The 13822-nt window shown below is 73.5% G+C and carries 9 protein-coding genes; 4 read left to right on the top strand and 5 right to left on the bottom strand.

Annotation, left to right across the window (positions count from 1 at the left end):
* The first annotated feature begins 176 nt into the window (after positions 1–176).
* A complete protein-coding gene (locus ACFYTT_RS11720; RefSeq protein ID WP_131052018.1) occupies positions 177–1199 on the top strand; it encodes a LacI family DNA-binding transcriptional regulator in 1023 nt (340 codons plus the stop codon).
* Positions 1200–1215: 16 nt separating this feature from the next.
* On the opposite strand, the gene ACFYTT_RS11715 is transcribed toward ACFYTT_RS11720, so the two are convergent.
* Positions 1216–3471: an EAL domain-containing protein gene (locus tag ACFYTT_RS11715; protein WP_387258854.1), complete on the bottom strand. Its 2256-nt coding sequence runs from the start codon at positions 3469–3471 to the stop codon at positions 1216–1218.
* A 196-nt stretch (positions 3472–3667) separates the two neighbouring features.
* Between ACFYTT_RS11715 and ACFYTT_RS11710 the strand changes: the two genes are divergently transcribed.
* Complete coding sequence (locus tag ACFYTT_RS11710) at positions 3668–4045, top strand: PH domain-containing protein (RefSeq protein WP_357212968.1); 378 nt, start codon at positions 3668–3670, stop codon at positions 4043–4045.
* On the opposite strand, the gene ACFYTT_RS11705 is transcribed toward ACFYTT_RS11710, so the two are convergent.
* Positions 4039–4965, bottom strand: a complete 927-nt coding sequence (locus tag ACFYTT_RS11705) for a 2-hydroxyacid dehydrogenase (protein ID WP_176092919.1) — start codon at positions 4963–4965, stop codon at positions 4039–4041. The genes ACFYTT_RS11710 and ACFYTT_RS11705 overlap by 7 nt on opposite strands.
* Before the next feature lie 94 nt (positions 4966–5059).
* Here ACFYTT_RS11705 and ACFYTT_RS11700 point away from each other — a divergent pair, with 94 nt between their 5' ends.
* Both ACFYTT_RS11700 and ACFYTT_RS11695 read left to right on the top strand, forming a co-directional pair.
* The gene (locus ACFYTT_RS11700) at positions 5060–6223 is read left to right on the top strand and encodes a PQQ-dependent sugar dehydrogenase (protein WP_357212964.1); all 1164 of its coding nucleotides are present in this window, start codon (positions 5060–5062) and stop codon (positions 6221–6223) included.
* Between the two features lie 66 nt (positions 6224–6289).
* Positions 6290–7882 carry a metallophosphoesterase gene (locus ACFYTT_RS11695; protein ID WP_387258851.1) on the top strand — a complete coding sequence of 531 codons (1593 nt, stop codon included), beginning with the start codon at positions 6290–6292 and terminating at the stop codon, positions 7880–7882.
* 536 nt (positions 7883–8418) lie between these two features.
* On the opposite strand, the gene ACFYTT_RS11690 is transcribed toward ACFYTT_RS11695, so the two are convergent.
* The 3 genes from ACFYTT_RS11690 to ACFYTT_RS11680 all read right to left on the bottom strand — a co-directional run bounded on the left by ACFYTT_RS11690 (position 8419) and on the right by ACFYTT_RS11680 (position 13683).
* Complete coding sequence (locus ACFYTT_RS11690; RefSeq protein ID WP_387258849.1) at positions 8419–10776, bottom strand: 1-deoxy-D-xylulose-5-phosphate synthase N-terminal domain-containing protein; 2358 nt, start codon at positions 10774–10776, stop codon at positions 8419–8421.
* A gap of 125 nt (positions 10777–10901) precedes the next feature.
* Positions 10902–12395, bottom strand: a complete 1494-nt coding sequence (gene gatB, locus ACFYTT_RS11685; protein ID WP_387258847.1) for an Asp-tRNA(Asn)/Glu-tRNA(Gln) amidotransferase subunit GatB — start codon at positions 12393–12395, stop codon at positions 10902–10904.
* Between the two features lie 97 nt (positions 12396–12492).
* Positions 12493–13683, bottom strand: a complete 1191-nt coding sequence (locus ACFYTT_RS11680; protein ID WP_387258845.1) for a putative Ig domain-containing protein — start codon at positions 13681–13683, stop codon at positions 12493–12495.
* Positions 13684–13822 lie beyond the last annotated feature (139 nt).

Genomic DNA, 13822 nt, shown 5'->3' with positions numbered 1-13822 from the left:
GTCTTCCGGTAACCCATCGGTCGGCTGAACCGAACAAGTGACGGCGTCCGATCAGCCGATCACGAAGGTGCCGGACCGCCACCGGGACGGCAGTGGGCGACCGGTAGCGTTGGTGCCCGACGGCCCGCGCCCCCGCGCGCGGCGGGCAGACAGAGCGACCAGGAGGACGTACGCCGGTGAAGCGGCCCACCATCGCGGACGTCGCCCGACGGGCGGGGGTCTCCAAGGGCGCGGTGTCGTACGCGCTCAACGGGCAGCCGGGAGTCTCCGAGGCGACCCGGCAACGCATCCTCGCCATCGCCGCCGAGATCGGGTTCAGCCCGAGCAGCGCCGCGCGGGCCCTCTCCGGCGCGACCGCCCGGGCGATCGGGCTGATCCTGGCCCGACCGGCGCAGACGCTCGGCATCGAGCCGTTCTTCATGGAGCTGATCAGCGGTGTCGAGACCGAACTCTCCGCCCGCTCGTACGCGCTGACCCTCCAGGTGGTCGCCGACCAGGACGCCGAGATCGCGGTCTACCGGCGGTGGTGGGGCGAGCGGCGGGTGGACGGCGTACTCGTCTGCGACCTGCGCACCGACGACCGGCGGGTGCCGGTGCTGGAGGAGTTGCGCCTGCCCGCCGTGGTGATCGGCGGCCCCTCGGGCACCGGTGGACTGACCAGCGTCTGGTCCGACGACGCGGCAGCCCTCGTGGAGACCGTGGAGTACCTGTACGCGCTGGGCCACCGACGGATCGCCCGGGTCGGCGGCCTGCCCGAGCTGCTGCACACCGCCACCCGCACCCGGGCGTTCGGCGAGGTCTGCCAGCGGTTGGGACTGGCCGAGGCGGTGACGGTCTCCTCCGACTACACCGGCGAGGAGGGCGCCCGGGCCACCCGCCGGCTGCTCAGCTCCCGGGTCCGGCCGAGCGCGGTGATCTACGACAACGACGTGATGGCCATCGCCGGGCTCTCGGTGGCCCAGGAGATGGGGCTCGCCGTCCCGACCGAGCTGTCCATCGTGGCCTGGGATGACTCCCCGCTGTGCCGGCTGGTGCACCCGCCGCTGACCGCGCTCGGCCGGGACATCCCCGCGTACGGCGCGCACGCCGCCCGGCACCTGCTCCAGGCGATCGAGGGCGCTGCTGCGGTCGTGGTCGAGGACGAGACCGCGCACCTGACCCCGCGCGGCAGTACCGGCCCGCCCGCGTTCCGCCCATGAACCGGTTAAGCCACCGTCATCGTGACGTGGACGGGAACTCCTCAAGGTACGCCTCGACCCGTTCCGCGGTCGCCGGCCGGGCGAGTTCGAAGCCCTGGCCGTAACGGCACCCGGCGCGCTGCGCCCCGTCGACCTGGTGGGCGGACTCCAACCCTTCGGCGACCACCTCCAGACCCAGCCGGTCGGCGACGGTGACCACCACGTCCAGCAGCGGACCGGCCGGATCGCCGCTCGGCACCACCGACTCCGGACCGACCTTGAGCAGGTCGATCGGGAGCCGCCGCAGCTGGGCCAGGGAGGCGTGCGCGGCCCGGAAGTCGTCCAGGGCGGTCCGGATGCCCATCGACCGCAGACCGGCCAGCCGGGCCACCACGGTGGACAGCTCGGCACCCACCCGGGGCTCGGCCACCTCCACCACGAGTTGGTCCGGCGCCACCCCGTACGCGTCGAGCACCGCCGCCGTACGGGGCACGAAGTCCGGCGAGGTCAGCTCCCGGGTGGTGACGTTGATCGACATCCAGAGCCGCCGACCGCCGCCGGACCAGTGCGCCACCTGCCGGCAGGCCCGGTCCAGCACCCAGACGCCCAGCTCGCCCACGATGTCGAGGTCCTCGGCCACCGGCAGCAACTCCGCCGGGAAGACCGTGCCGAGCACCGGGCTGCGCCAGCGCAGCAGCGCCTCGGTGCCGACCGGCGAGCGGTCGGCCAGGTCGACCACCGGCTGGAAGACCAGGTCCAGCTCACCCCGGGCGACCGCACCGGGCAGCTCCCGTTCCAGGTCCAGCCGGCGGACCAGTTGCTCCTCCAGGTAGGCGTCGTACCACTCGACCCGCTCCCGGCCGAGCTGGGCGGCCCGCCGCCGGGCTAGGTCCGCCTGCCGCAGCACGTCCTCGGGGCGTCCGGGGGCCAGTTCGGCCAGCCCGACGCTGGGACGTGAGCGCAGCACCGCGCCGGCCACCTCGTACGGACGGCGCAACTCGATGATCAGGCGGCTGCCCAACGCATAGGCCATCATCGGTCCGGACCCGGTGACCACCGCCAGCCCGCCGCCGGAGAGGTCGAACACCTCGTCGTCGGCGGTCACCATGGCGCGCGCCCGGCGCACCGCCCCGGCCGCCACGTCGTCGCGCAGTGCCACCCCGGGCAACTCGGTCAGGTGCAGGTCCACGACCAGCAGGGCACCCTGGTCCGGCCAGGCCGCCAGCGCCCGCAGCAGACCGGCCCGGCCGTCCGGCCCGCGGCTCTCGGCGGTCACCGGCTCCGGTCCGGGCGGTGCCGGTTCCGCCGACGCCGTGGCTTCCTGCGCGCCCCGGACCAGTTCCCGGGCGACCAGTGGAGGCACTGCGGCGAGCGCGAGCAGCACCGCCGTGTTGTCCAGCAGGAGCCCGGCCTGCACCTGGTGGACGACGGCGAGCACCACCGCCGCCGCCGGCACCACCACCACCGGCCAGGACCGGGCCGTCCGGACCTCCGTTTCGGGTCCCGACCGCGCCGCCTGCCGCATCCCGCCGGCGACCAGCAGCACCCCGGCGACCAGCGGGGCGACCGCCAGCAGCGCCACCCGGCCGGCGGCCAACGGCAGCACCGCCAGCAGCACCAGCGCGAACAGGGTGGCCGACGCACCGGCCCGGCAACGGCTGACACCGCTCGCACGCTGGGCCCCGGCCAGCACGAGCAGCGCGTCGACCGCCAGCACGCCCAGGGCCACCGCCGCGACCAGCCGCACCGACGGGGCCGTGCCGGCGTACGGCAGCGTCAGCCAGGCGACGAGCACCAGCCAGACACCGGGCGCGGCGGCGTCCAGCACCCGCAGCAGCCGTACCCGCCACGGTGGTCGCGGCGGTCGGGGCAGGCTCGACAGGCCGCCGACGAGCAGGGCGGCGGTGCCGAGGAGCCCGACCGTCGCAGCTGTCGGCCGTTGCCCCACGGAGGCCAGTGGCAGGACCGCGGCGGTGAGACCGGCGGCCATCACGGCGCCGTGCAGCAGCGCGGCGGCACGGCGGGGCCGGGCCGCGCGACGACGGGCCAACCGACCGCCGTCGACGGTGGCGGCCGGCACGTCGACGCCGGTGGCGAGCCGGGACAGGCGGACGCCCGCCAGCGTGGAGCCGGCCGCCCCGGCGAGCGCCACCACCGCCAGGGTCGGGACCGCACCGACCGCACCGACCGCGACCAACAGCACGACCAGCGCGAGTACGCAGGACTCCGGCAGAAACGGTGAGCGGGCGCCGGCACGGAACACGGCGGCTCGGAACACAGACGCGACGGGCACGACGGTCGCCTTCGTGAGGGGGCACTGGGGCGGTGCGGCGGTGCGGGGCGGCGACAGGTGAAGTCCACCGCCCAACATCGATGAACGATCCGGCTCGCCGGGAGTGACGGGCAGTCGACAGTGAGTCCGGTCACGTGTCCCCGCTCCGGTGGCGGCCCGCTGCGGGCGGCATCCGGCCTGGTGCAATCATCGGGACATGGCTCGCTCCGACACCACCCGGTTCCGGCACAACCAGGCCATCCTGGTGGCGGCGATCGTCGCCACCATCGGCGCCCTGCCGCTGGCCGGTGCCCGTGCCTACCTGCTGCCGGTGTTGCTGGTGCCGCTGGCGGTGGCGGTCTGGGCGTGGCGGGCCGGCACCGACGCCGACCTCGCCGGGCTGCGCCTGCGGGCGCTGGCCGGGCAGCGTCGGATCCCCTGGGACCAGGTCGCCGAGTTCGGCGCCGATCCCCGGGGCCGGGCGATCGCCCGACTCGACGACGGTGAGCAGCTCGTGCTGCCCGCCGTACGCCGTGAGGACCTGCCCCGGCTGGTGGCGGCGGCCGGGCGGGGCGAACCCGAGACGGCTCAGTAGCCGTCGACCACCACGTTCTCCGGCCGCTCACCGGCGGCGAACCGGCGGATCTGCTCACCGACCAGCCGGTACGCCCGGGGCAGCAGCCCGCGTACCGAACCGGCCACGTGCGGGGTGATCAGCACGTTGGGCAGCTCCCAGAGCGGGTGGTCGGCGGGCAGCGGCTCCGGATCGGTGACGTCCAGCGCGGCGGAGATCCGGCCGGTGGACAGCTCGGCGAGCAGGGCCTCGGTGCGGGCCACCGGCCCCCGGGCGGCGTTCACCAGCAGCGCGCCGTCCGGCATCGCGGCCAGGAACTTCTCGTCGACCAGGCCCCGCGTCTGCGCGGTCAGCGGCACCAGCAGCACCACCACGTCGGCGTGCGGCAAGAGCTCGGGCAGCTCGTCGACGCCGTGCACCCCCTGCTCCGGCCGGGCCGTCCGGGCGACCAGCGTGAACTCCACCTCGAACGGCGCGAGCCGGTCCCGCACGGCGGTGCCGATCGACCCGGCCCCGACGATCAGGACCCGCTTGCCGGCCAGCTCGTCGGTGGGCGCCACCTCGTCGTACGCCCACCGGCGCTCGGCCTGGGCGCGGATCATCTCCGGGAAGGCCCGCAGTCGGGACAGGATCGCGGTGACCACCCACTCGGCGGTGGACGGGTCGTGCACACCCCGCGCGTCGCAGAGCATCACCCCGTCCGGCACCCGGCCGGCCCAGGCGTCCGCACCGGCGGAGAGCAACTGCACCACCGCCAGATCCGGCAGTTCGTGCGCGAACGGGACGATCTCCCGGGTCGCGAGGAAGGGCGGCACCCAGAACCGGACACCGTCGACCGACGAGGGGGGCCTCGCCGGGTCCTCCATCGTCTCGACGACGGTCTGCGGAGGCAGCTCGCCGAGCAGGGCGTGACCGGACTCGTGCGGGATCCATACCTTCACGCCAGCCGACGATAGACCCGTCGTGCGTACCGCCACCGGGGCGGGGGTCCGCCGACCTCCACGCCGACCCGGACAGCGGGCTAGGCTCGGGCGGGTGAGCGCTCCCCCGTACTCCCCGGCCCGTCGGGTCCGTGGGTTCCTCGCCGCCTCCTGCACGACGCTGCTGCTCGCGGCCACCGGGTGCAGCCTCGGCGAACCGGAACCGGATCCGGCCGGCGAGCCGCCGAACCTCCCGACCCCGTCGGCCAGCGCCCCGGGCGGCGGCCAGGAGGTGGTGGCCACCGTGCTGGCCCGGGGGCTGCGGGTGCCGTGGGGCATCGCCTTCCTGCCCGACGGCGGGGCACTGGTCACCGAACGCGACAGCGGCCGGATCGTCCAGGTCGGCCCGGAGTCGAGCCCGGACGGCCTGCGGATTACCGAGCGGCAGACCGTCGACGACGTGGTCGCCTCCGGCGAGGGTGGCCTGCTGGGCATCGCCGTGTCGCCGGAGTTCGCGCAGGACCGCACGGTCTTCGTCTACTACACCGCCGAACAGGACAACCGGATCGCCCGGATGCGGCTGGGCGAGAAACCCACCCCGATCCTCACCGGCATCCCCAAGGCGGGCGTCCACAACGGCGGCGGCCTGGCGTTCGGCCCGGACGGGCAGCTCTACGCCAGCACCGGCGACGCCGGGGACACCGACCAGTCGCAGGACGTCAAGAAGCTCGGCGGCAAGATCCTGCGGATCACCACCGAGGGCAAGCCCGCGCCGGGCAACCCCTTCCCGAACTCCCCGGTCTGGTCCGTCGGGCACCGCAACGTGCAGGGCATCGCCTGGTCCGGCGACCGGATGTACGCGGTGGAGTTCGGCCAGAACACCTGGGACGAGATCAACCAGGTGACCAAGGGCAAGAACTACGGCTGGCCCGAGGTCGAGGGGCGCGGCGGCGACAAGGAGTACGTGGACCCGATCGTGCAGTGGTCGACCGACGAGGCGTCCTGCTCCGGCCTGGCCGCCAGCGAGCGGCTGCTGGCCACCGCCTGCCTGCGCGGACAGCGGCTCTGGCTGGTCGAGCTGACCGACACCGGCACCGTGCTCGGGCAGCCGCAGGCGCTGCTCACCGAGGAGTACGGGCGGCTGCGGGCGGTCGCCGCCGCGCCGGACGGCTCGCTCTGGGTGGGCACCTCCAACCATGACGGACGCGGTCGACCCGCACCAGAGGATGACCGCTTGTTGCGGCTTGTTTTCGCAGGTGGCGGCGCCGGGCGAAGCTGAGGCATCCTCGACACGCAGCACCTCGGGTTTGCCAAGATCCTCAGGCGGGCAGGTCAGAATCTCAGCATGGACGATCACGAGAACGAGAAGCCGCACCGCGATCGGGACGGGGACGACCCGACCGGTCGTCCGCGTCGCTTCGTCTCGCTACGGCGCTCCGCCGCCGATTCGCCCCGCGCCGGGCGGCGCCATGGGCTGCGCCGGCTCGGGGCCGGCTTGGCGCTGCTGGTCGTCACGCTGACCGGGGTACTGCTCGGGGTACTCGCCGGAGGGCACGTCAGCACCGACATCGGCCCGTTCCAGGCCCGGCTCTCCGTCGCGCCGGCGGTCAACGGCAGCACCACCGTCGACATCCCGCCGCTGGGCGCGCTGCTGCTGGACAGCCACGACGGGCCGACCCGGCTGACCGTGGAGCTGGGTGCGCTGGACCAGGGCCGCACCGAAGCCCTGATCGACGACCCGGCGAGCATCAACCGGGCCACCCAGTCGGCCGTCGACGACGTCCAGGAGGGCGTGCTGCGGCTCGGTCTGCGTACCGTCGGCGCGACCGTGCTGGCCACGCTGGTGCTGGCGCTGCTGGCCTTCCGGGACACCCGGCGGGCGGCCTGGGCCGGCGCGCTGGCGCTGGTGATCAGCGCGGGCAGCCTGGGCACCGCCGCCGCCACCGTGCGGCCGCAGGCGATCGAGGAGCCCACGTACGAGGGGCTGCTGGTCAACGCCCCGGCGATCGTCGGTGACGTCCGCAAGATCGCCAACGACTACGGCCGGTACGCCGAACAGCTCCAGCGGCTCATCGGCAACGTCACCCAGCTCTACACCACCGTGTCGGCCCTGCCGGTGTACGAGCCGGAGCCCGGCACCACCCGGGTGCTGCACATCTCCGACATGCACCTCAACCCGGCCGCCTGGCAGCTCATCCGGACGGTGACCGAGCAGTTCGGCATCGACGTGGTGATCGACACCGGCGACATCACCGACTGGGGCAGCGAGCCGGAGGCCTCCTACGTCGGCTCGATCAGCCTGCTGGAGAAGCCGTTCGTCTACATCCGGGGCAACCACGACTCGCCGCGTACCGCTGCGGCGGTGGCCCGGCAGCCGAACGCGATCGTGCTGGACAACACCACCGCGACCGTCGCCGGGCTGACCATCGCCGGCATCGGCGACCCCCGCTTCACCCCGGACAAGAGCACCTCACCGGCGAGCGGCGGCCTGAACCAGCCCACCGCCGACGAGCTGATCGCCACCGGTGACAAGCTGGCCGCCACGGTCCGCAGTTCCCCCCGGCCGGTGAACATCGCACTGGTGCACGACCCGGCCTCGGCCGGTCCGCTCTCCGGCACCTGCCCGCTGGTGCTCGCCGGCCACACCCACGACCGGCGGGTCAACACGCTGCCCGAGGTGCCGGGCGAGCAGCCGACGACGCTGATGGTGCAGGGCTCCACCGGCGGTGCCGGGCTACGCGGCCTGGAAGGCGAGGAGCCGACCCCGCTGGCGATGACCGTCCTCTACTTCGACCAGGACAAGCAGCTCCAGGCGTACGACGACATCACCGTCGGCGGCACCGGACAGGCGCAGGTGAACCTGGAACGCACCGTGGTGCAGCCGCCGACGCCGCTGTTGACCCCGCCGCTCACCCCCACCCCGACACCGACCCGCTGACGCGCGCGACGTCCGGCGGGGCCCCAGGCACGCAGAGGCGGCCCCGGCTCGGGCTCGCGGCTCGGGGTTCTGGCTCGCGGCTTGCGGCTCGGGCTCGCGGCTCGCTGGTGTCGGTCTCGGCTGCTGTCGAGCTGAACCGCGCATGCTGTCGCGATCCTCGACCCGCCCGAGGTGCTCCTTCACAGCAGCGGCGAGGAGAACCGACCGGGGTGCTCGCGGAGGTCTCCGGCGGTCCGCTCGGTGCCGGTCGCGGTAGGTCGCTCACCGTCGTGAGCGACCTACCGACGACGGCCTGCGCGACCCGTCGTACGACCTACCGACGACAGCCACCGCGACCCGACGTGAACGACCTACCGACGACAGCCTGCGCGACCCGTCCATGCCGTCAGCTCGAAAGGGCCCGGACCCGATACCGCCACCTCTGCACGCACACACCCACCCCCGGCATGGAGCGACGGGGACAGGCACCGACCGGGGTTCCGAACTGACGGCACGAGGTCGATCCGGGCCGCTCGCTCCAGCAGCACCGGCCGAGGTCAGCGCAGGGCGAGAGCGGCCAGGGCGGCGTTGACGATGCTGCCCGGCAGCAGGTCGTGCAGCTCGTACAGCTCGGCGACGCTGCCGGACTGGCCGAACTCGTCCACGCCGAGCGGCACCGCCGCCGCACCCACCGCCGAGCCGAGCCACGCCATCGCGTGCGAGGCGGCGTCGTGCACGCTGACCACCGGCACCCGGTCGGCGAAGGCGGACCGCAGCGCGCCCGGCACGCTGGGCACGGTGGCGGTGCGTACGCCCTGCCGCAGGGTGCGCTGCCAGGCGCGGTAGAGGCGGTCCAGGCTGGTCACGTCGACCACGTGCGCGGCGACGCCCTCATCGGCCAGTTCCGCGGCGGCGGCGAGCACCTCGGGCAGGACCGCACCCGAGGCGGCCAGTTGCACCGTCGGCGCGTCGGTCAGGTGCGGGTACGCCTGGTGCGCGTCGACCAGCCGGTACGCCCCAGCCAGCACCTGCCGGCGCAGCACCGCGTCACCGAGCCGGGCCCGGGCCGCCTCGAACGGCGCCTGGTCCAGCGGGCGGGTGCTGAGCCGGAAGTAGTACGCGCCGTCCTCGGCCGGCGCGGCCGTCGGCACCGGCTGTGGCGCACCCGCGATGTGCCCGAGCGCGTCGCAGAGCAGCCAGTCCAGGCTGACCGCGTACGCGGGCTCGACGAAGGTCACGCCGGGCAGCTCCAGCCCCACGCTGGCGGTGATGGTCGACTGGTGCGCGCCGCCCTCCGGGGCGAGCGTGATGCCGGACGGGGTGCCGGCCACCACGAACCGGGAACCGGAGTACGTGCCGTAGAGGAACGCGTCCAACCCGCGCAGCACGAACGGGTCGTAGACGGTGCCCACCGGCAGCAACGGTTGGCCGGACAGGTCCCAGGCGAGCCCGAGTTGGCCGAGCAGCAGGAACAGGTTCATCTCGGACATGCCCAGCTCGATGTGCTGCCCCTCGGGGCTCTCCGTCCAGCGCAGCATCGTCTCCGACGACCAGGAGCGCTGGGCGGTCGGGGCGAACACCCCGGTCCGGTTGATGAACCCGGCGAGGTTGGTCGACGTGGCCACGTCCGGCGCCGTGGTCACCAGGTACTTCCCGACCTGCGGATCCCGGGCCAGGTCCACCAGCACCCGTCCGAAGACCTCCTGGGTGGAGATCGGCTTGTTGGCGCGTACGTTCGTGGCCTGCGGGACGGTGACCCCGAGCGCACGCTCGCGGGGCGCGCGGGACAGCGCCTCCCGACGCTGCCCGGCCCGGATGCCGGCCGGGGACGCCGGGTCGAGGCGGTCCCACTCGGTGTCCCGGGTCAGGTCGTGCCCGGCCCGCAACGCGTCGACCTGCTCACCGGAGAGCAGCGCCGAGTGGTTGCGCGGATTGCCGGCGATCGGCAGACCCCACCCCTTGACCGTGTACGCGAACACCACGCTCGGACGGTCGGTCACCGCGTCGCACTGGGCGTACGCGTCGAGCAGCGCCGCCAGGTCGTGCCCGCCCAGGTCGGTGACGAGCGGGCCCAGGTCCTCGTCGGTGATGTCGGCGATGAACGCGGCGATGCCGTCGGGCGCCCCGTCCAGGAACTGCTCGCGCAGCGCCGACCCGGTCAGCCCGAACAGCGACTGGTACTGCTCGTTCGGCATCTTGTCGATCCAGTCGCGCAGTGCCGCCCCGCCCGGCCGCTCGTACGCCTCGGCGAGCCGGCGACCGTACTTGACCTCGACCACGTGCCAACCGGCCGCCTCGAACTGGCCGCGCCACTGGTCAATGCGGACGCCGGGGACGACCCGGTCCAGCGACTGCCGGTTGAAGTCGACCACCCACATGACACTGCCGAGTCCGGTGGTGGCCGGGTCGGCGACCGCCTCCCAGATGTTGCCCTCGTCCAGTTCCGCGTCACCGATGAGCGCCACGAACCGGGAGTGCGGGCGCGCGCCGAAGTGCGCGTCGACGTACCGCCGGGTCACCGCGGCGAACAGCGGCGCGGCGGCGCCGAGGCCCACCGAGCCGGTGGAGAAGTCCACGTCGTCCGGGTCCTTGGTCCGTGACGGGTACGACTGGAGTCCACCCCGGGCCCGCAGCGTGGTCAGGTACGACCGGTCCAGGTTGCCGAGCAGGTACTGGATGGCGTGGAACACCGGTGAGGCGTGCGGCTTCACCGCGACCCGGTCCTCGGCGTCGAGATGCGCGAACCACAACGCGGTCATCGCGGTGACCAGGGAGGCGCTGGACGCCTGGTGTCCGCCGACCTTCACCCCGTCCCCGGTGCTGCGGTCGTGGTTGGCCGCGTCCACGATCCGGGTGGCGAGCCAGAGCACCCGGCGCTGGATCTCGTCGAGGACGTCGATGTCGTGCTGGTTCACGGTGACTCCAGGGGTCCGGCACGTCGTCGTTGACGCCCGGTCGGGGGGACAGGGGTGGTGGTGCGGATGCAAGGAAGGGACCCTTCCTATACACCAGACGGTAAGAAGGGTCCCTTCCTTACACCTCAGGCGCCGAGGCGCTCCAGGATCAGCTCGCGGACGGTCTTGGCGTCGGCCTGCCCGCGCGTGGTCTTCATGACGGCGCCGACCAGCGCGCCGGCTGCGGCGACCTTGCCGCTGCGCACCTTGTCGGCGATGTCGGGGTTGGCGGCGATCGCCTCGTCCACCGCGGCGGTCAACGCGCCGGTGTCGGAGACGACCTCCAGGTTCCGGTTGGTCATGATCTCGGTGGGCGTACCCTCGCCCGCGACCACGCCCTCCAGCACCGTACGGGCCAGCTTGTCGTTGAGCTTGCCGGCGTCGACAAGCGCCTGGAGCTCGGCGACCTGCGCCGGGGTGGCGCCCACGTCGGCCAGTTCCACGCCGGTCTCGTTGGCCCGCCGGGACAACTCGCCCAGCCACCACTTGCGGGCGGCGGCCGGGGTGGCACCGGCGGCGATGGTGGCCTCGATCAGCTCCACCGCGCCAGCGTTGAGCACCGACTGCATGTCCAGGTCGGAGAGCCCCCACGCCTCCTGGAGCCGGCGCCGGTGCAGCCGGGGCAGCTCCGGCAGGGCCGCCTTCAGCTTGGCCACCCAGGCGGTGTCCGGCGCGAGCGGCACCAGGTCCGGCTCGGGGAAGTAGCGGTAGTCGGTGGCGGTCTCCTTGGACCGGCCGGGGGTGGTGTCGCCGGTGTCCTCGTGGAAGTGCCGGGTCTCCTGGGTGATCCGCCCGCCCGCGTCCAGCACCGACGCCTGCCGCAGCATCTCCGAGCGCACCGCCCGCTCGACCGAGCGCAGCGAGTTGACGTTCTTGGTCTCGGTGCGGGTGCCCCACTCCTCGCCGGGCAGGTTCAGCGACGTGTTCACGTCACACCGCAGCGACCCCTCCTCCATCCGCACGTCGGAGACGCCGAGCGAGCGCAGCACGTCCCGCAGCTCGGTGACGTACGCCCGGGCCACCTCGGGGGCGAGCGCGCCGGTGCCCGGGATCGGCTTGGTGACGATCTCCACCAGCGGGATGCCGGCCCGGTTGTAGTCGACGAGCGACTCGGTCGCGCCGTGGATCCGGCCGGTGGCACCGCCCACGTGCAGCGTCTTGCCGGTGTCCTCCTCCAGGTGCACCCGCTCGATGCCGATCCGCACCGTCTCGCCGTTCACCTCGACGTCCAGGTAGCCGTCCACACAGAGCGGCTCGTCGTACTGGCTGATCTGGAAGTTCTTCGGCATGTCGGGGTAGAAGTAGTTCTTCCGGGCGAACCGGCACCACTCGGCGACGGAGCAGTTCAGCGCCAGGCCGATCCGAATGGTCGCCTCGATGGCCGCCTTGTTGGCCACCGGCAGCGAGCCGGGCAGGCCCAGGCAGACCGGGCAGACCCGGGTGTTCGGCTCGCCGCCGAAGTCGGTCGGGCAACCGCAGAACATCTTCGTGTTCGTGCCCAGCTCGACGTGGGTCTCCAGGCCGATCACCGGCTCGAATCGCGCGACGACCTCGTCGTACGCGGGCAGCGTCGTGGTCATGAGAACTCCAGCTTTCGGGCGGTAGCCGGCCCGCGCCGGCATCCGGACACAACGCCGCCCAGCCTAGCCGCTCCGCCCACCTGTCCTCGGTCGGGCGTCACCCCGCGGTGAACCCCTGCCGACGGCGGTACGCCACCACCAGCAGGATGCCGCCGATGCTGAACGCCACGACACCGAGGAGCATCAGCACCAGGGCCGAGTTCTCCCCGGTGACCGGCAGCCAGGCCCCGGTCGTCCGGGACGGCGACGGCGCGGCGGCGGTCGGCGTCGGGCTCTGCGACGGCGCGGTCGGGTACGCGGTCGGCTGCTCGGTGGGGGTCGGCGAGACCGACGGGGTGGCCGTCGGGTCGGGGTAGACGACCAGCGACAGCTCCTCGGTGTCGCTGGTCGCGGTGCCGGTGGCGCGGACCGTGAAGTCGAAGCTCCCGGCGACGGTCGGGGTGCCGCTGAGCACGCCGTCCGCCGCGAGCACGAGCCCGTCGGGCAGCGCCCCGGCGGCCAGCCCGAACCGGATGTCGGAGTCGCCGTCGGCGGAGAACCGGAACGAGTACGCCTGCCCGGCCGTGCCGCGTGGCGGGGCGGCCGAGGTGACCACCACGGCCGGCGTGGCGATCACCAGCGTGACCTCCTGGCGCCCCTGGAAGCCGTTCGCGTCGGTCGCCAGCAGGTCCAACCGGTAACGGCCGGCCTGGCTGGGGCTGCCCGCGAGGACACCGGCCGAGGAGAGCGACAGGCCCGGCGGCAACGCGCCCGAGCCCAGCGAGACGGTGTGCGGGGCGGTGCCGCCCGAGACGACGAACCGGTGCGTCGGGTAGACCTGCCCGACGTACCAGGGCGAGACCGGCGCCGGTGAGGTGACGGTGACGACCGGCTGCGCCACCACCACGGTGACCTGGTGGTCGGCGAACTCCCCGCTCGGCGAACCGGTGGCCCGGACGGTGAAGGCGAAGCGACTCGCCACGGTGGGCGTACCGGTCAGGGTCCCGGCCGAGGAGAGCGCCAGACCGGGCGGGATCGCGCCGGCGACCAGCGAGAACCGGATCTCCTCGTCGCCGGTGGCGGTGAAGGTGTGACCCGGGTACGGCTCGTGGGCGGTCACCCCGGACGGCGGCGGGTCGGAGGTGACGGCGATGGTGACGACCGCCGGATCCACGATCACCGGATCGACGGCGGCCGGATCCACGATCAGCGGATCGGCGACGACCGGTGCTGCCGCAGCGGGCACGGCGACGCCGATCAGCAGCATCGTGAGCACCGAGACAATCGTGATCGGCCGCAGCGTCTTCATCGCAGTTCCAGTCGGCTAGAAGCCCATGCTTGCGTTTCGCCAGCGGCTCGGACTCTATCCAACCCGCGCACGTCACCATGCGTTATGAGTCCGAACGGTGACCTCGTGTCACCGGGGGCAAAGGACCGGCGGGGCGGCC

It is taken from the genome of Micromonospora sp. NPDC003816, from assembly GCF_042874705.1.
In the GTDB taxonomy this organism is placed as follows: Bacteria; Actinomycetota; Actinomycetes; order Mycobacteriales; family Micromonosporaceae; genus Micromonospora.
This window is presented reverse-complemented; position numbering and strand designations above follow the sequence as displayed.